Origin of the sequence: Bacillus cereus ATCC 14579 (assembly GCF_000007825.1) — a bacterium.
Lineage (GTDB): Bacteria > Bacillota > Bacilli > Bacillales > Bacillaceae_G > Bacillus_A > Bacillus_A cereus.
In genome coordinates this window covers 3,021,398-3,038,770 of record NC_004722.1, presented here as the reverse complement: position 1 = coordinate 3,038,770, position 17,373 = coordinate 3,021,398, and the positions used below count along the sequence as shown (strand labels likewise).

Sequence of the window (17,373 nt, the reverse complement as noted above, 5' to 3'; positions counted from 1 at the left end):
ACAACACGTTGTTGGTTATTATAGATCAAATTAAGGGAGGAGAAAAGAAAATGTTTAAAAATAAACTTTTATTTTTATCACCAGTTATTGCACTACTTGTTGTTTTTATTTTTTCATTAACGCTATTTCCAACTGTTCAACCGCAGCCGAAAAACTTGCCAATTGCAATTGTAAATGAGGATCAAGGTGTAGAAATTCCAAATCAACCGAAAATGAATATGGGGCAAACGATCGTTGATAACATGAAAAAAACAGCGAAATCAGAGGAAGAACCCGCAGTGGAGTGGGTAGAAGTAAAAAATAAAGAAGCCGTTCAAAAGGGATTAAACAATAAAGAGTATTACGCGGCATTAGTCATCCCGAAAGAATTTAGCGCAAAACAAGCGTCGTTACGAACACCACAGCCATCTTCACCTGAGATAGAAATATATATTAATCAAGGAATGAATACGGCTGCATCAACTATGGCAGAGCAAATATTACAGGCGATTGTTGATAATATGAACAATACTGTTCGTACACAAATATTAGAAGGGTTGAAAGCAAAAGGAGCTACTGTAACAACAGATCAAGCTGAGAAATTAGTAACACCTATTGTAAAGAACGTGAAAAATGTGAATGAGGTCGGCAAAAATAGTGCGAACGGTAACTCACCAATATCATTATTCCAGCCGTTATGGATTGCAAGTTTAGCTAGTGCAGCGATTATTTTTATTGCGATTAGTAAAATGCCAGTAAGCTCAAGAAAAGAAAACTTTCTGTTAAAAGTAAAACAAATCGTAACAGGAGCTATTGCGACACTTGTAATTGGGTTTGGTCTTACATGGATTGCAGATGGGATGGTAGGGTTAAATATTTCGAACTTCACGGATACAGCTCTATTCTTATCCATTACTTCTTTTAGTTTCTTCTTAATGATATCTGCAGTACTATCATTAGTTGGACTAAAAGGAATCGGTTTATTCGCTTTATTACTATTCTTCGGGGCACCGTTATTATTATTAGCACCTGAGATGTTGTCTCCGTTTTATCAAGACTGGGTTTACTCATGGTTACCAATGAAATTTATGATTGAAGGCCTAAGAGAAATCTTCTTCTTCGGAAAAGGGTTAAGCTGGAATACACCTGTTACTGTACTCGTTTGGATTGGTATAGTAAGTATGGTTACTATATTAGCAACTGCACTCAAACGTAGTGTAGTAAAAGGGCATAAAACAGAATTGAACGCTTAAAAACAAGCCGTTTCACTAATTAGTGAAACGGCTTGTTTGTGATTTTTTCTCAATGTAAATGCCTGATTGTTGAAAAGTGTAGTGTTTAGAATTAAGGCGAAATCTTTAAAGATCGCGTACGTTCCAAACAATCTCACCACGTTCATCATCCCACGTACTGTGATGCCGCTTAAATCCTATCTTTTCTAGTACCCGGAGGGAAGCGATATTCCAAGCACCTACAGTCGACCAAAGTCTTTGGCGCCCAGTAGCAATCGCCGCGTCCAGTACAACAGATGCGGCCTCAGTCGCATAACCTTTACCATGAGCGCTGCGGAACAACTCGTATGCAATCTCCGGCTCTTCAAGTGTGGAACGACCGATAATTAAGCCACAGTACCCAATGAAATCGCCTTCGTCTCTCCTTCGAATAGTGAGAAGGGAAATACCATTTTCATCTGCCTTCTTGCGCATCTCAATAAGCCGGTTACGAACGGAATCAACGGCTGGAATGTCCACGCCACGTTCGCCAATTAATTTGCTCAGCCAAACGGAATCGGATTCCTCCCACATACTAAGCTCAAGTCTTTCGGTTTTCAGCTGGAAGGCCATAGTTTTAAATAAAGATGGCATAGTGGTACCTCCTAGTTATATGACTGGATTCATAATAGCTTCGCATCTCAACACCACATCTGGTTGGAAACCTGATTCATTCGCGAATTTATAGCAACAGCGTACAAAAAAATAGTGATATTTTATCCGCTATTTGCCGTGTAGTAAAATCCCCACTGATTATAGTTTCACTTTATGAATAAGCAATTCCTTTACAAAATAGACCCTTTTCTCAAACTTTTCTTTCATTCTAAAGCCGTCCCATTAAATACACAGGCTCCTACTATTTCTAAATGCATAAAATGTTAAGCGAAAGTATGGGGGGATATGATGTATAATTCAAATTATTATGATTGGTATAGGCAGAATGATAAATTGATTAGTGATATTGAAAAAGCTATAAATGGAGAGTATAGCGCCATAAGCTGCTATGCAAAATTAGCAAATATGGCTCCAAATCAAGTAGAACAAAAACAAATTCTTGAAATTCGTAATGATGAAATAAAGCATTTCCACAACTTTGTACAAATTTATACGAACTTAACTGGCAGGCAGCCGAAACCACAAATTACTGAAGACTGTCCGAATACGTATTTACAAGGATTAGAGTTTGCTATACAAGATGAACAAAAAACAGTAGATTTTTATTTGGAAATTTCAGATGAGACATCGGATGTACATTTGAAAGAGTTGTTACGGAGAATAGCTGCGGATGAACAAAATCATGCAGTATGGTTTTTATATTACTTCGTGAAGTCGAAGTGAACATTAAGAATGAACGACTGATGTGGTGCATATATTAAAAAATATTTTAAAACGTAGTGCAACAATTGAATGGAATATTTAAATGTAAGCAGAAGGAAACCGTTTCGCTAGTAGTGGAGCGGTTTTTTTATGATGTACTTATGTATCGACAAAATATAGTAATTACATTTCATATATAATGTATGAAACGAAAATGAATAAGTTAGGAGCAAGCATATGAAAAGAGGGCTTACAGTAGATATTCTAGATGGATATGATAATTTACTTTGGAAAGTATTAAAGCCAATTGATATTACTGTATTTGATTGGCGAGTGAGGGATGAGGAGTCCTACTTAATAGCACGTGGTGAATTGGATGAGGCATTATTTCCAGAAGAACCAAGTGTAGTGGAAGGGTTAGCGTTGAAAAAGTTAGTTAAAGACAACATATATTATCTTATTTTTGCAGATTTAAAAGCATATCCTAAAGGAGAAATAGCGATAGATATTGAAACATACGAAGAGTTTAAGGAAAGCAAGTGTGAGGTAGTTGTATTAGCGGTGGATGCTCAATACATACAAATTTATGCGAAAGATCAAAAATCGATTGAATTAATGTATGAAAACGCAGTGAATCAAGGATTTTATGTAGAATATATTACAGATGAAAATGATGGAAGGACTCGTTTGTCAGTATGGTAGCAATTTGAAAGGGGAAAGGCAATATGGAGAGAAATATAAGTAAAGAATATGCAATTCGAATTGCTACTGAAAATGAAAGTGATAGTATTATCCTTTTATTAAAAGAGGTAGCACAATGGCTACAATATAAAGAAGTGGATCAGTGGCAGTATCTTTTAGGAGAGGAAGCTACGGCTGAAATACTAGAATGTATAAGAGAGAAATATACATATGTTGTTCTGAAAGAAGCTGAAATAGTTGGTACGGTTACAGTTTCTCCTAAACAAAATGAATGGGATGAACATATTTTTGGTAAAGAGGAAGTTTCTAATTCATTATATATTCATAGATTTGCGGTGAAACGGAAGTATAAGGGAAATGGAATAGGAGAATGGATTTTACGGTGGGTAGAAGAGAATGTGCAATGTGATAAAGAGTATTTGAAGTTAGATTGCGTGGGGCATAATCGTACGTTGAATGATTTTTATAAGAAAAATAGTTTTGAATATGTTGGAAGTACGGATGGGCTTAGTAAGTTTCAAAAGAAAAGGAGAATGTGAATGCATCCAATTAACGTAAGTTTAGTTGAAAAGTTAATACAGGAACAGTTTCCTGAATGGGCCCATTTAGAAGTGAAACCTGTAAAGTTTAGTGGGTATGATAATAGGACGTTTCACTTAGGGGATGAGATGAGTGTAAGATTGCCAAGTGATGTGGCATATGCACCGCAAGTAGAGAAAGAAAATAGTTGGCTTCCTATATTAAATAAGGGGCTTTCTTTACCGATTTCTACCCCACTTGCGAAAGGAAATCCGTCTGAAGCGTATCCATTGCCTTGGTCTATTAATAAGTGGATAGAGGGAGAAACAGTTACGAAACAAAACGTTCGGGATTTAAATGAATTTGCGGCGGACTTAGGATCTTTTTTAGTAGAATTGCAATCTATTAATGCGAGTAACGGACCTTTAGCTGGAACACATAATTTTTACCGAGGCGGACTTATATCTGTATATGATGAAGAGGCGAGAGTTGCTATTGAAAATAATAAGGATGTTTTTGACGAGGCATTATTAAAACACCTTTGGAATGTAGCACTTAGTTCAACATGGGATCGTAAGCCAGTTTGGGTTCATGGAGATGTAGCGCCAGGGAATTTACTCGTTAAAGATGGAAAGCTTTGTGCTGTAATTGATTTTGGTATTTTAGGTGTAGGAGATCCTGCTTGTGATGCAGCGATGGCGTGGACGTTTTTTGATGAAAATAGTAGAAATGTATTTAAAGAAGTATTACGCATGGATGAAGAAACGTGGAATAGAGCGAGAGGATGGGCACTTTGGAAGGCGTTAATTACATATGATGCGAATAGGGAGAGTAATGAAAAAGTAGCAGAAGAGTCGTATCGTTTCATTCAAGTGATTGTGGATGATTATGAGAGGTAATAGAAAAGCCTATTTTAAAATAGGCTTTTTCATATGATTAAATAGTAGAAATGGAAAGAAGGAATATAATATAATTGTACGGAATATTTAGATAATGGGAGGTGTCGAATTTTGAGTGAAATTGAATTAAAGAGTAATGTAATTAAGACAGGGCGAGAGAAGGGGATTATTCTTCGGTTTATACTTGCTAGTCTCGTTGGGGTGTTTATGTTTTTCGTTCCTGTTACGATAAACGGTGCATCGTCTATTATGATTGATCATATCGTATCGTGGATTAGGGCTTCGGTTCCTGGCGTAGTACCTTATTATGCATTATTTGTTATGGCGATTGGTGCGATTTATCCATTTTATACGAAGAAATGGAATGCATCTATTGTAGACATTTGTTTTTCTATTTTAAAAGTAGTTGGCGTTGTTTTTGGCATATTATATTGTTTAAAAGTAGGACCAGCTTGGTTCTTTGCGCCAGATATTGGGCCGTTTTTGTATGAGAAGCTAGTCATATCAGTAAGTTTGCTCGTTCCAATTGGCTCGGCGTTTTTAGCGTTATTAGTCGGATATGGATTGCTTGAATTTATCGGTACATTTTGTCGTCCGATTATGAGGCCATTATGGAATACGCCGGGGAGATCGGCGATTGATGCAGTTGCGTCCTTCGTTGGAAGTTATTCGCTTGCCCTTCTTATTACGAACCGCGTGTATAAAGAAGGAAAGTATACGACAAAAGAAGCGGCGATTATCGCTACAGGATTTTCTACAGTATCCGCTACATTTATGATCATCATCGCAAAAACATTAGATATTATGCATTTATGGAATGTTTATTTTTGGACTACACTTGTTGTAACATTCATCGTGACTGCTATCACCGTAAGAATCCCGCCCCTTAGTAGAAAACCAGATACATATGTAACAGAAGAAGGGTTCCCAGAGCCTGTTTATAAAGAGAAAATGTTGGAACGTGCTTGGGAAGATGCGTTAGAAGTATCAAAGTCTGCACCGAGCATTATGAAAAATATTGCAGTGAATTTAAAAGACGGATTTATTATGACAATGGGAATTTTACCATCCATTATGTCAGTAGGATTAATTGGTATCGTCTTAGCGAAGTTCACGCCAATATTTGATTGGATCAGTTATATTTTCTATCCGTTTACATGGTTATTACAATTACCGGAAGCAGACTTAGCTGCTAAAGCGGCATCCGTTGGTATTGCAGAAATGTTTTTACCGTCATTATTAGTTGTAAGTGCGCCACTTGTGACAAAGTTTGTCATTGCAGTTGTTTCCGTATCATCTATACTGTTTTTCTCCGCTTCAATTCCTTGTATATTATCAACAGATATTCCGTTAAAAGTATCTGAACTTATTATTCTGTATGTGCAGAGAACGATTTTAACGTTGCTTATTATTACGCCGATTGCTTATTTGTTGCTTTGAAGTTTTAATGAGATAAAGTTAAACAAAAGAAGCCGTCTGTAAAAAGAGGGCTTCTTTTGTTTAAAAGCGGGATATTCTTATTTATTTTTCGTATATGACGTAACGCTTCTTAAGAAGATTCCTAGTCCCGCAAAAAAGAATCCTAAGCATAATAAGCTGCCTGGCGTTCCCCAAGTAATTTGATCTAGCATTTTTTATCCCCTCCCGTTTATCATTGAAAAAAGAATTTATTGTAAATTATCAAAAAATTATTTTTTTAATGATTACTGATGAGTCTTCCTACCTTATACGAGAAGAATATATTTGAAAAGAATTCTTTTCTTTATATTTTTTTATTCTTATAATGCGTTTTTGATTCTTATGATATAGTAACAACAAAGGGGGCTTAAAAATGGAAATTATTCACGAAAGAGCAAAGTTGCGGTTAATGGATAATACTGATGTCGAAACTTTGTTTTCGATTGTAGAAGGAAATCGGGATATTTGGGCGTATTTAATCTCTAAAATGGATAGTGTGCAAGATATGCAACAATACGTTCAAAAAGCGATAAAGGGTTACGGAAGAGGTACTCAAATACCTTTCATAGTCGTAGATCAACAGTCGAATAAGATTGTAGGAAGTACACGTTTATATAATATTTCAGTAGAAGATAAGACAGTTGAGTTAGGGCAAACGTGGTATCATCCGAGTGTGCAACGTACGAGTATAAATACAGAGTGTAAGTATATGCTTCTTCAGTATGCTTTTGAAAAATTGCATATGCTGAGAGTGCAAATTAAGACGGATGCAAGAAATGAAAAAGCACAACGAGCAATTGAAAGGTTAGGCGCAGTAAAAGAGGGTGTGCTTCGAAATGAAAGAAAATTACCGAATGGTTATGTGAGAGATGCGGTGGTGTACAGTATTATCTCGAGTGAATGGCCAAGCGTAAAAGAAAAATTGTTAGAAAAATTAGAGTTGTATAAAGAAAAGTTATAATTCGTGTTTTGAAAGGTATATTGTTCGTGAGATATGAAAAATATACCTTTTTTCTTACAAAATGCTACTTTATTTTAATTCCTTTTGTTTCATCGTTCCCTTCTGAGAAAAAATTCGTTACAATGTAGTTGTATGGTAATAAACTTATGAATTTAAAAAATGTAATGAAAACCGCAAATGAAAATGAATTGATAATCCTCAATTTTAAATGAAAACCCTTTTATACATAAATAACAAGTAAAGTTCCTTCTTTTAAATAAACTCAAACAAAACGATTTGATATAAATGTTTTTTATAGAAGTATGGATGATGTACGGAGGCAATTACAAATGAAAGAAAATAAGAAGAGTAAGAAAAGACGAATCTTTCAAGTATTTTTACTAATGATTTGTTCTGCTATTTTATATGTAAGTTATGCAGCTTACGATATTTGGAGTTATCGTTTTAAAGCAAATGATGACGTGAAAACGGATGCTGGTATCGTACTAGGAGCAGCTTCATGGAACGGAAAACCATCTCCTGTATTTAAAGAAAGAATTAATCATGCGATTTCTTTATATAAGAACGGAAATATTAAAAAGATTATTTTTACAGGTGGTACAAAGTTCGAGGCAGAACTTGAGGAAGCACGTACTGCAAGAGTATATGCAATGAAACAAGGTGTAAAAGAGGAAGATATTTTAATTGAAACTAAATCCCTTTTCACTGAAGAAAATTTAAAAAATGCGAAGCAAGTTGGAATAGAGAACGGCATACAAACATACACGATTGTAAGTGATCCACTTCATATGAAACGCGCAATGAGAATCGCAAAACATATTAATATTGAAGCGTATGCTTCACCAACGCCGACATCAGCATATAAAACGTTAGATACAGAAATACCATTCTTCTTTAAAGAATTATTCTCGTATATTGGATATGTAACCTCTTTGCCGTTAAAAGCATTGAAGGGGGACTAATATAAGAAAAGGATCTAGCCTTAAATAGGCACTTTTCTTATTAGTCAAAAACATTGTATTTTTATCGGAATAGTGAAACAATAGAGAGGTAGCTTCATATAATCATAATGACAAAATGAACGGTTTATGAATCGAGCATAAAGGAGATTATAGTATGGCACTCTCATTTGTTGAAACAGAAGAACAGTCTTTAATTATTGAGAAAATAAATAAATTGATTCCGAAGTTCATGGAAAGGGAGCATCAGCTAAGTGAATTAGGATCATTTCCGTATGAAAATATAAATGATTTGAAAGATATCGGATATACGAAATTAACGTTACCGAAGGAATTTGGTGGTAGTGCCATTTCTTTATATGACTTCGTTTTATTTCAAGAGAAAATCGCGGAAGGCTGTGGAGCTACTGCATTATCGATTGGCTGGCATCTTGGCATTGTGAAGGAGCTAGCGGAAAATCGCTCTTGGAATGATGAGATGTTCAAATGGTTTTGCGAAGAAGTACGTAATGGTGCGCTCTTTAACAGGGCAGCAACAGAACCGAAAACAGGGAGTCCGACGCGTGGCGGCAAACCAGAAACAATAGCGGTTCAACAAGGCGAGAAGTGGGTTATAAATGGAAGAAAAAATTTTACAACGATGGCGCCAGTACTTGATTATTTTATTATTTCAGCAAGTATGGAAGGCCGTGAAGAAGTTGGTGAGTTTGTTATTCCAAGAAATACACTCGGTGTATCTATTGAAGAAACGTGGGATAGCGTTGCAATGCGAGGGACTGCTAGCCACGACCTTGTCTTACAAAATGTAGAGATAGACAACCGCTTTTTTACGGATGTAAAAGGCGGGAAAGTGAAACAAAAGGGTATTGGCTGGTTGCTACATATACCAGCATGTTATTTAGGGAATTGCACAATCAGCAAGAAATTATGCAGTTCAGTTTGCGGGATCATACAAACCAAATAGTTTAAACCATTCTATTAGTTTATTACCGAATGTTAGAAGATTAGTTGGAGAATTAGAACTCGAGCTTATGCAAGCTCGCGTCTTTTTATATCAAATTGCGAAAAAATACGATGAGGCAGAAGATAAACTGTCACTGCAAGCAGAATTAGCGGCAGTGAAATACGCCGTAACAAATGCGGCGATATCCATAGTGGATAAATCAATGCGCATCGTAGGAGCAAAAAGTTTATCAGAAAAAAATCCGCTCCATCGTTACTATTTAAACGTCAGAGCAGGACTGCATAATCCACCGATGGATGATGCAACATTGTCTATGCTGGCGGATGCGGCGTTTCGGTCGTGATTTTTGAAGTTTACATTTTATTGTTTATGGATATTATAGTTGTTTTGAAAGCACGGGTTTGATTAGTAATCAAACCCGTGCTTTTTATGTGTATGAAGTACTTAATGGAGATGTAGGTTTTTAATATAAATGATTATCATGGTGTTGTGATTGTTTCTTGTTGAAAAATTCTTATTGTAATGCCAGTTTGGAGGCTGTATAAACATTTTTCGTATTTAATCCCAAATTAAAGGTCTTTCCAAGTTAACCATTCGCAAATATTGTAAAAATTGACCCGCATGGACCGCATCATGATAGGCAATTCGTAATAGCATATCACCTAAATATCGTTGATAGCCAACATCGCTTCGATCAATAAGTCTTGAATCTAGCTCGGCTATGCTTATTGATTGAACATATCCTATGAAGTCAGTAAAGTGTGATTGTGCCAATTCAATTTCTTTTTTTACACAAGTAATTGGCTCGTCATCATACGGGGTACGTATGTCGTTTATTGAACCGTTGTTTTTTATAATCATATGATAGTAAAAAGTTGAGCTCCATACGTGACGAATCATTTCACCAAAGGACATAGCCTCAGGATCAGGCTTCCAATTAAGAAAATTATCGGGAAGAGAATTCCATAATTTTTCTGAGCGCCTTCTCGTTTCTTTTAAATTTAATATACTAAGATCAATTGCATTCATAATACATTCTCCTTTACTATTAAACTTAAAATAATTGTATCAATTTAATAGTTAGGGTATCATCGAAATATGAATGTATATCCGAATATCTCATATATAGCTAAACTAATTGCTGAACCTACAAGAGCAATCATCTTAGATTGTCTAATGAATAATCAGGCACTACCTGCTAGTGAATTGGCTTATATGGCAAAAGTGTCACATCCAACAATTAGTTCGCATCTTTCTAAATTAGTAGAAGGGAATTTACTTACAGTTGAACAACATGGTAGACATCGTTACTATCGACTTGCTAATCAAGAAGTTGCAGAAGTGCTTGAAAAGTTAGGGACAATTGCACCAACAGTTCAAGTTCGCTCTTTAAAACAATCAAGCCAACTAAAACAAATTCGTTATGCTCGAACTTGTTATGATCATCTTGCAGGCAAACTCGGTGTAGAGATAACTGAAAAATTACTAGATAGGCAATTTATAATTTTAGAGGATGGAGAATACATTGTAACGGAACAAGGTAAGAAATGGTTTCTGAATTTTGGAATAAATGTTGATGAGGCAGATACAAAAAGGAGGGTATTTGCAAAACCTTGCCTTGATTGGAGTGAACGGCGTTACCATATTTCTGGTTGGTTAGGGTCTGCAATTGCAAAACTGCTTTTTGAACAGGGATGGATTACGAAAACGGATAAGAACCGAGCTGTCCATCTTACAAAGAAAGGTGTAAAGTTATTGGAAGATCAATTAGGCATTGATATGAAAACTGAGGAAAGAAAAGCTTGAAATTAGAAAAATCCGTCAAAATGAAGGGCTTTTTTCATTATGGTAGGAGTGTACATGAATAATAGGATGTTACCAATAATCGTTGCCAATAAAAAATCTTTCTTTTCATTCTTCTTTTTTAAGTTTTAAAGGAGAAAGCTAGGCTTCTTATTTTTACTAATGTTATAATAAGAAAAAAGCACGAAAAGAGGTCATCTCATGCTAGAGGTTATTGCCACATGTTTAGAAGATGTAAAACGAATTGAAAGTGCTGGCGGGAAGCGGATTGAATTAATTTCATCTTATACAGAAGGTGGTTTAACACCGAGTTATGCTTTTATAAAAAAAGCGGTAGAAGTGGTAAGTATACCAATTCATGTTATGATTCGTCCGCATGCGAAGTCTTTTACATATACGGAAGAAGAAATTGAAATGATGAAAGAAGATATTATAGTTGCACAGAAGTTAGGAGCAGCTGGGGTAGTATTAGGCGTATTAAACGAACGAAATGAAGTGGATGAAGAGAAATTAGCGGATTTACTATCTGTTGTAGATGGAATAAATGTAACGTACCACCGTGCGATAGATGATATAAAAAATCCAGTAGAAGCGATGAGCACTTTAAAGAAGTTTCATAAAGTGACTCACGTTTTAACTTCAGGTGGACAAGGAAATATAGTAGAGAATATTCCGGTGCTTACAGAAATGCAAAAGGTAAGTGAGGGTCAAATTCAGCTTGTAGCTGGAGCTGGCGTGACGAAAGAAAATATAAAGCGATTGCTAGATGAAACTGGAATCACGCAGGCGCATGTCGGTACAGCGGTAAGAGAAGGAAAATCATGTTTTTCTGAAATAGATCCTAATTTAGTACAAGAATTAGTTGAAATAATAAAATAAGTGCTTAAGAAAGAGGAGAAACGATGAAGGAAAATACGAAGAAAGAATTATTCTCTTGGGCTAAAACGATAGGTTTTACCCTTGTATTAATTGCTATTATTCGCGGTGTTTTATTTACACCTTCTTTAGTACAAGGTGAATCAATGATGCCCACTTTAAAAAATAACGAAAGAGTTCTCGTGAATAAGATTGGTTATAGTATAAGTGGATTAGATCGCTTTGATATTATCGTCTTCCACGGGAAAGAAGGATACGATTTAGTAAAACGAGTAATTGGTTTGCCAGGCGATACAGTTGAGTATAAAAATGATGTTTTATATGTAAACGGAAAAGCGATGGAAGAACCATATTTAAAACAGTTTAAAGAAAAAGCAGTAGGCCGTGTATTAACTCCAGACTTTACGCTAGAACAAATCACTGGGAAAACGAAAGTGCCAGAAGGCCAAGTATTTGTTTTAGGGGATAATCGTGAAGTTTCTAAGGATGGTCGCATGTTTGGCTTTATTTCAGAAGATGAAATTGTCGGAAAAGGACAAGCTGTTTTCTGGCCGTTGGAACAAGTAAGAGCGTTATAAAGTGTGGTGAAGTATGGGAGAGATATTCTTCCATACTTTTTTATTTGCTTAAAATCTATTGATTGAATTGAAAGAATATTTTATAATTTTAAATTATATGTTTGTTTCGAAAAACGGAATTTAAGTTCCGTAATTCGGAACGAAAGGGAGATAGAATGAGTATAAATAAAACGGCAGTTAAGACAATGGATATTTTAGAGTTGTTTTATGAGCATGAAGAGCTAAGTTTAACTGAGATGGTTCAGCTTACAAATATGCCGAAGACATCTGTTTATCGTTTAATTGGTTCGTTGGAAGAGATGGAGTTTTTACAAAAAAACGAAAAGGGGAAATATCGTTTAGGGGTCGTATTTTTACGGTTCGGTCAACTTGTTTCACACCGATTATCAGTAAGAAATATAGCAATTCCTTATATGAAAGAACTTAGAGATAGTTTAGGACAGGCAGTTAATTTAATAATTCAGGATGGAAATGACGCAATTTATGTTGAAAAAATGGAAGGTGTTCAGCCGGTACGCGTGTATACGGCGGTTGGAAGAAGAGCACCGCTTTATGCTGGCGCATGTCCAAGAATTTTACTATCGTATTTCTCTGAGGAAGAGAAACGGAGATACATAGAGGAAGTGGATTTAAAACAGTTTGCAGATGGAACAATCGTGGATAAGAAACAATTGTTAGAAGTGTTGCAAATGGCAAAAAAGGAAGGCTACACCATTAGTTATTCTGAGTTAGAAAATCATACAGCCGCGATAGCAGCACCCATTTTCGCGAGCGATGGAACGGTTGTAGCAGGCATTAGTATTTCGGGATTAGCAATTGAGTACAACGAAAGTAACATTTCATATTTTATTGCGAAGGTGAAAGAAACAGCGCATCGCATTTCGAAAGAACTCGGCTTTTTGGCATAGAAAGAGGGAGTAGGATGAAATTTTCTGCGTTAGGGGATCAAGCAATTATTGTTACATTTGGTGAAGAAATTAAGAGGGATATATATGAGAAAGTACAGCGGTTATTTCAAGCACTGCAGCAACATCCGTTTGCAGGAATGATAGAGTGCGTTCCGTCGTTTACTTCATTAGCTGTTTACTACAATGTATACGAAGTATGGAAGGGAAATGAGAGAAGTGAAAGGTCACATGATTACGTTCGCCAGTATATAAAGGAGCTGTGTGATTCTTATAAAGAAGAAGTAAAACAGGATGTGAAACATATTTCTATACCAGTGTGCTACGGGGGAGAATATGGACCTGATTTAGAAGAAGTCGCGCATTATCACGGTTTACAAGTAGAAGATGTGATTCGAATACATAGTGAAACTACATATTTTGTATATATGCTAGGTTTTACACCAGGGTTCCCGTATTTAGGAGGACTTTCAAAAGAATTAGAAACACCTAGAAAAGAAACACCACGGTTACAAATCTCTCCTGGTTCAGTAGGTATTGGCGGAAATCAAACAGGTATATATCCGCTTGAAACACCAGGAGGATGGAATATTATCGGCCGAACTCCTATTTCATTATTTAATCCGGAAGAAGAAATACCAACATATATTCAAAGTGGTATGTATTTACGATTTATTCCAATAACGAAGGAAGAGTACGTATCGCTTGAGGGGGCTAAAAAATGGATGTAGAGGTTTTGCATGCGGGAATGTTTACAACAGTCCAAGATTTAGGGCGATCTCATTATCAACAATACGGTGTGCCAGTTGGCGGGGTGATGGATCAAAGTGCACTTCGGATGATCAATATGTTAGTTGGTAATGAAGAGAATGAAGCGGGACTCGAAATGACGATTATGGGACCTAAATTGTTAATAAAGAAAACGACTTTACTTGCGATTGGCGGAGCAGATATGGAACCGTTATTGAATGGAGAACGTATCCCGTTATGGCGTCCCATTTTAGCGGAAGAAGGTAGTATGCTTTGTTTTGGAAAAGTGAAAAGTGGTTGCAGAGCGTATGTAACTTTTGCGGGTGGTATACATATTGAGCGTACAATGGGAAGCAAAAGTACGTACATACGTGCTGCGATTGGTGGTATAGAAGGAAGAATGCTGAAAAAGGGTGACTACTTCCAAATTGGTGCACAACCAGAAATGGCGAGTCGTTTCATTCTAGACTTACAAAAAGATGCGAGAATAAAAACGAAATGGGCAATTAGCAACAGCGTACTACCAAAGTATAAGAAACATCCAAAGCTTCGTGTCATAACTGACTTTGAATACGATCAATTTACAGAAGAAAGTAGAAAGGCATTTTTTACGAAAGAGTATAAGGTATCTAATTATGCTGACCGTATGGGCTATAGGGTTGAGGGAGAGGTTTTAAATAGGAATGAAGAAAAAGAGATTTTATCGAGTCCTGTTACATTTGGAACCATTCAAGTTCCTAATGGTGGACAGCCGATTATATTAATGGCAGATAGGCAAACGACAGGTGGCTATCCGAGAATGGGAAATATCATTTCAGTAGATTTACCTCTTCTTGCCCAGCTAAAGCCGGGGGACTATGTTTCTTTTGAGAAAATTACGCTTGAAGAAGCGGAACAATTGTACATAGAACAAGAAGTAAATATGAATTTATTAAAGAAATTCATCGCTTTACGAAGCTGAAATTAGGAGGAATACATTATGACTACAATCGATTTAAACTGTGATTTAGGAGAAAGTTTTGGCGCTTATAAAATGGGGAATGATGATGAGATTCTTCCGTTCGTTTCCTCTATAAACGTTGCTTGCGGTTTTCATGCGGGTGATCCGTCTATTATGCGTCAAACTGTTGAAAAAGCTTTGGAGCATAACGTAGCAATAGGGGCGCATCCTGGATTTCCTGATTTAATTGGATTTGGTAGAAGAAACATGAATGTTTCAGCAAGTGAAGTATACGATTATGTTCTATATCAAACAGGCGCATTAGACGCATTTGTGAAAGCGGCAGGCGGGAAAATGCAGCATGTAAAGCCGCACGGTGCCTTATATAATATGGCGGCGTCTAATCCGGAAATTGCAGATGCAATTGCAAAGGCAATTTATCATATAAATCCAAGTCTATTACTTTATGGATTAGCAAATAGCGAGGCGTTTATACAGGCTGCAGAAAAATACAAAGTAACTCTTGTACAAGAGGCTTTTGCGGATCGTACATATAAGCAAGATGGTACATTAACGAGCCGTACAGAAGAAAATGCGCTTATAAAAGATGAAGACGAAGCGATAAAGCAAGTACTTCAAATGGTGAAAGAAGGCTATGTAAATTCGGTGAATGGTGAGAAAGTAGCAGTTCAGGCGCAGACGATTTGTTTACACGGTGATGGGGAAAAAGCAGTACAATTTGCAGAAAGAATATACAGAACATTCAAACTCAATGGTATTTCTATTTGTGCACCGAAATAAAAAATAGGGGGAAGTGCTAGAAATGATTAAATTAATCGGAATACTACTTGTTGCAGTGGGCTTTTTATTTAGATTAAATACACTTTTAGTAGTTATGGTTGCAGGTATTGTTACTGGTATGGTTTCAGGATTAAGTTTTTATGATGTGATCAGCATGTTCGGTAAATTTTTCATAGAGAATAGATATATGTCTATGCCAATTATATTAACTTTACCGGTAATCGGAATTTTAGAGCGTTACGGTTTAAAAGAAAGAGCCGAAGCACTTATAACGAAATCAAAAGGAGCAACAACTGGAAGAGTATTAATGTCATATTTTACGATAAGAGAATCATCAGCAGCACTAGGGCTTAATATTGGTGGGCATGCGCAAACAGTAAGGCCGCTCGTTGCACCGATGGCAGAAGGGGCCGCGCAAGGTAAATACGGTAAACTTCCTGGAAAATTAAGAGAAAAGATTAAAGCAAACGCAGCGGCTGCGGAAAATACAGCTTGGTTTTTCGGAGAAGATATTTTCATCGCAACTGGAGCTATTTTATTAATGAAAGGATTCTTCGATTCAGTAGGTATGCATGTCGGAGTATGGGATATGGCACTTTGGGGCATTCCGACAGCAATATCTGCACTTATTGTAAGCTGGATTAGATTTAGAAGGTTTGATAAATATATAGAGAAAACAATGAAGGCAGAAGGAAAAGAAGAGAAGGAGGCAATCTAATATGAACATCATCACAATGGATACAATCTATTATGTATTAGGGATAATCGTTGCTTTTATCGCTGTTCGTATCGCATTCGATTGTAAACATCCAAACAGATTCGGTTCTAGTTTATTTTGGGCATTGTTTGCAGTTACATTTTTATTTGGAAATGTAATTCCTTCGTTTTACGTTGGCTGTATCGTGCTCGCTATGGTCGTTTTAGCCTCGCTAAATAAAGTAACAAAATCAGAGGAAAAAGAAGTTCCAGTACAAGAACGTGTGAAACATGCTGAGAAATTAAAAAATAAAATTTTTATGCCTGCACTATTAATTCCTATTTTTACAATTATCGGTACGTTGACCTTAGGGAAAATTAAATGGGGAAATGTCTCTCTTGTTGATCCAGATAAAGTAACATTAGTTGCACTAGCGCTTGGTGCATTACTCGCATTTGTTGCGGCGATGCGTATTACAAAATCAAAAATAACAACACCTGTACAAGAAGGAAGCAGACTATTACAAGCTGTTGGATGGGCTGTAATTTTACCACAAATGTTAGCAGCACTTGGCGGTATATTCGCGAAGTCTGGCGTTGGACAAGTTGTTTCAGACTTAGTCGGACAAGTGCTACCGACAGAGTATCCGTTCGTTGCCGTTATGGCGTACTGTTTAGGCATGATGCTATTTACAGTCGTAATGGGAAATGCATTCGCAGCGTTTGCTGTTATTACTGGCGGAATTGGCTTACCTTTAATAGTTCAAATGCACGGCGGAAACCCAGCAATTATGGCAGCACTCGGTATGTTTGCTGGATATTGCGGAACGCTGCTTACTCCAATGGCAGCAAACTTTAATATCGTACCTGCGATGCTTTTAGAGCTAAAGGATAAAAATGCGGTTATTAAAGCGCAAGTACCAATTGCTCTTTCAATTTTTATCATAAATATGTTTATTATGTACGGCCTAGTATATCGTTTCTAATTAGGAGGA

Annotated in this window: 19 protein-coding genes and 1 pseudogene; 18 read left to right on the top strand and 2 right to left on the bottom strand. The window is 36.4% G+C overall.

What is annotated here, in order from left to right:
- Positions 1-50: 50 nt before the first annotated feature.
- The gene (locus tag BC_RS15425; RefSeq protein ID WP_000475839.1) at positions 51-1,232 is read left to right on the top strand and encodes a YhgE/Pip domain-containing protein; all 1,182 of its coding nucleotides are present in this window, start codon (positions 51-53) and stop codon (positions 1,230-1,232) included.
- 105 nt (positions 1,233-1,337) lie between these two features.
- Here the strand turns inward: BC_RS15425 and BC_RS15420 are convergent, their stop codons facing one another.
- Entirely contained in the window at positions 1,338-1,844 is a 507-nt protein-coding gene (locus tag BC_RS15420) for a GNAT family N-acetyltransferase (protein ID WP_001139523.1), read from the bottom strand.
- 309 nt (positions 1,845-2,153) lie between these two features.
- Between BC_RS15420 and BC_RS15415 the strand changes: the two genes are divergently transcribed.
- From BC_RS15415 to BC_RS15380, 8 genes and pseudogenes are all read left to right on the top strand, one after another.
- Positions 2,154-2,588 carry a ferritin-like domain-containing protein gene (locus BC_RS15415; protein ID WP_000282831.1) on the top strand — a complete coding sequence of 145 codons (435 nt, stop codon included), beginning with the start codon at positions 2,154-2,156 and terminating at the stop codon, positions 2,586-2,588.
- 216 nt (positions 2,589-2,804) lie between these two features.
- Positions 2,805-3,269 (top strand): DUF2691 family protein, encoded by a 465-nt coding sequence (locus BC_RS15410; protein WP_000820297.1) that lies wholly within the window; start codon positions 2,805-2,807, stop codon positions 3,267-3,269.
- Between the two features lie 23 nt (positions 3,270-3,292).
- A complete protein-coding gene (locus BC_RS15405; RefSeq protein ID WP_000440749.1) occupies positions 3,293-3,808 on the top strand; it encodes a GNAT family N-acetyltransferase in 516 nt (171 codons plus the stop codon).
- On the top strand, positions 3,809-4,687 hold the full coding sequence (locus BC_RS15400; RefSeq protein WP_000553375.1) for an aminoglycoside phosphotransferase family protein: 879 nt from the start codon (positions 3,809-3,811) through the stop codon (positions 4,685-4,687). It abuts the gene before it with no gap.
- 111 nt (positions 4,688-4,798) lie between these two features.
- Positions 4,799-6,127 (top strand): YjiH family protein, encoded by a 1,329-nt coding sequence (locus BC_RS15395; RefSeq protein WP_001289416.1) that lies wholly within the window; start codon positions 4,799-4,801, stop codon positions 6,125-6,127.
- Positions 6,128-6,518: 391 nt separating this feature from the next.
- The gene (locus BC_RS15390) at positions 6,519-7,106 is read left to right on the top strand and encodes a GNAT family N-acetyltransferase (RefSeq protein ID WP_000402586.1); all 588 of its coding nucleotides are present in this window, start codon (positions 6,519-6,521) and stop codon (positions 7,104-7,106) included.
- A gap of 329 nt (positions 7,107-7,435) precedes the next feature.
- Positions 7,436-8,068: a YdcF family protein gene (locus tag BC_RS15385; protein WP_000662215.1), complete on the top strand. Its 633-nt coding sequence runs from the start codon at positions 7,436-7,438 to the stop codon at positions 8,066-8,068.
- 154 nt (positions 8,069-8,222) lie between these two features.
- Positions 8,223-9,372 (top strand): annotated as a pseudogene (locus BC_RS15380) (acyl-CoA dehydrogenase family protein).
- A gap of 215 nt (positions 9,373-9,587) precedes the next feature.
- On the opposite strand, the gene BC_RS15375 reads toward BC_RS15380, so the two are convergent.
- The gene (locus BC_RS15375; protein WP_000991273.1) at positions 9,588-10,058 is read right to left on the bottom strand and encodes a DinB family protein; all 471 of its coding nucleotides are present in this window, start codon (positions 10,056-10,058) and stop codon (positions 9,588-9,590) included.
- A gap of 69 nt (positions 10,059-10,127) precedes the next feature.
- On the opposite strand from BC_RS15375, the gene BC_RS15370 reads away from it, so the two are divergent.
- From BC_RS15370 to BC_RS15330, 9 genes are all read left to right on the top strand, one after another.
- Positions 10,128-10,835 (top strand): ArsR/SmtB family transcription factor, encoded by a 708-nt coding sequence (locus BC_RS15370; RefSeq protein WP_001103807.1) that lies wholly within the window; start codon positions 10,128-10,130, stop codon positions 10,833-10,835.
- A gap of 198 nt (positions 10,836-11,033) precedes the next feature.
- Positions 11,034-11,711: a copper homeostasis protein CutC gene (locus tag BC_RS15365; RefSeq protein WP_000895121.1), complete on the top strand. Its 678-nt coding sequence runs from the start codon at positions 11,034-11,036 to the stop codon at positions 11,709-11,711.
- 23 nt (positions 11,712-11,734) lie between these two features.
- Positions 11,735-12,286: a signal peptidase I gene (lepB, locus tag BC_RS15360; RefSeq protein ID WP_000662501.1), complete on the top strand. Its 552-nt coding sequence runs from the start codon at positions 11,735-11,737 to the stop codon at positions 12,284-12,286.
- Positions 12,287-12,441: 155 nt separating this feature from the next.
- Positions 12,442-13,194 carry an IclR family transcriptional regulator gene (locus tag BC_RS15355; protein ID WP_000026361.1) on the top strand — a complete coding sequence of 251 codons (753 nt, stop codon included), beginning with the start codon at positions 12,442-12,444 and terminating at the stop codon, positions 13,192-13,194.
- A gap of 14 nt (positions 13,195-13,208) precedes the next feature.
- Positions 13,209-13,922, top strand: a complete 714-nt coding sequence (gene pxpB, locus BC_RS15350) for a 5-oxoprolinase subunit PxpB (protein WP_000672280.1) — start codon at positions 13,209-13,211, stop codon at positions 13,920-13,922.
- The gene (locus tag BC_RS15345) at positions 13,913-14,902 is read left to right on the top strand and encodes a biotin-dependent carboxyltransferase family protein (protein ID WP_000382245.1); all 990 of its coding nucleotides are present in this window, start codon (positions 13,913-13,915) and stop codon (positions 14,900-14,902) included. The genes pxpB and BC_RS15345 overlap by 10 nt, the downstream gene beginning before the upstream one ends.
- Positions 14,903-14,920: 18 nt before the next feature.
- Positions 14,921-15,682 (top strand): 5-oxoprolinase subunit PxpA, encoded by a 762-nt coding sequence (gene pxpA, locus BC_RS15340; protein ID WP_000207320.1) that lies wholly within the window; start codon positions 14,921-14,923, stop codon positions 15,680-15,682.
- A 22-nt stretch (positions 15,683-15,704) separates the two neighbouring features.
- Entirely contained in the window at positions 15,705-16,400 is a 696-nt protein-coding gene (locus BC_RS15335) for a DUF969 domain-containing protein (RefSeq protein ID WP_000593396.1), read from the top strand.
- A 1-nt stretch (position 16,401) separates the two neighbouring features.
- Positions 16,402-17,364 (top strand): DUF979 domain-containing protein, encoded by a 963-nt coding sequence (locus tag BC_RS15330; RefSeq protein ID WP_001021642.1) that lies wholly within the window; start codon positions 16,402-16,404, stop codon positions 17,362-17,364.
- The last annotated feature ends 9 nt before the right edge of the window (positions 17,365-17,373 follow it).

Bases quoted from the DNA above. Each gene is read 5' to 3' on its own strand.
- BC_RS15425 (WP_000475839.1), top strand. From the start codon at position 51: ATGTTTAAAAATAAACTTTTATTTTTATCACCAGTTATTGCACTACTT.
- BC_RS15420 (WP_001139523.1), bottom strand. From the start codon at position 1,844: ATGCCATCTTTATTTAAAACTATGGCCTTCCAGCTGAAAACCGAAAGA.
- BC_RS15415 (WP_000282831.1), top strand. From the start codon at position 2,154: ATGTATAATTCAAATTATTATGATTGGTATAGGCAGAATGATAAATTG.
- BC_RS15410 (WP_000820297.1), top strand. From the start codon at position 2,805: ATGAAAAGAGGGCTTACAGTAGATATTCTAGATGGATATGATAATTTA.
- BC_RS15405 (WP_000440749.1), top strand. From the start codon at position 3,293: ATGGAGAGAAATATAAGTAAAGAATATGCAATTCGAATTGCTACTGAA.
- BC_RS15400 (WP_000553375.1), top strand. From the start codon at position 3,809: ATGCATCCAATTAACGTAAGTTTAGTTGAAAAGTTAATACAGGAACAG.
- BC_RS15390 (WP_000402586.1), top strand. From the start codon at position 6,519: ATGGAAATTATTCACGAAAGAGCAAAGTTGCGGTTAATGGATAATACT.
- BC_RS15385 (WP_000662215.1), top strand. From the start codon at position 7,436: ATGAAAGAAAATAAGAAGAGTAAGAAAAGACGAATCTTTCAAGTATTT.
- BC_RS15375 (WP_000991273.1), bottom strand. From the start codon at position 10,058: ATGAATGCAATTGATCTTAGTATATTAAATTTAAAAGAAACGAGAAGG.
- BC_RS15370 (WP_001103807.1), top strand. From the start codon at position 10,128: ATGAATGTATATCCGAATATCTCATATATAGCTAAACTAATTGCTGAA.
- BC_RS15365 (WP_000895121.1), top strand. From the start codon at position 11,034: ATGCTAGAGGTTATTGCCACATGTTTAGAAGATGTAAAACGAATTGAA.
- lepB (WP_000662501.1), top strand. From the start codon at position 11,735: ATGAAGGAAAATACGAAGAAAGAATTATTCTCTTGGGCTAAAACGATA.
- BC_RS15355 (WP_000026361.1), top strand. From the start codon at position 12,442: ATGAGTATAAATAAAACGGCAGTTAAGACAATGGATATTTTAGAGTTG.
- pxpB (WP_000672280.1), top strand. From the start codon at position 13,209: ATGAAATTTTCTGCGTTAGGGGATCAAGCAATTATTGTTACATTTGGT.
- BC_RS15345 (WP_000382245.1), top strand. From the start codon at position 13,913: ATGGATGTAGAGGTTTTGCATGCGGGAATGTTTACAACAGTCCAAGAT.
- pxpA (WP_000207320.1), top strand. From the start codon at position 14,921: ATGACTACAATCGATTTAAACTGTGATTTAGGAGAAAGTTTTGGCGCT.
- BC_RS15335 (WP_000593396.1), top strand. From the start codon at position 15,705: ATGATTAAATTAATCGGAATACTACTTGTTGCAGTGGGCTTTTTATTT.
- BC_RS15330 (WP_001021642.1), top strand. From the start codon at position 16,402: ATGAACATCATCACAATGGATACAATCTATTATGTATTAGGGATAATC.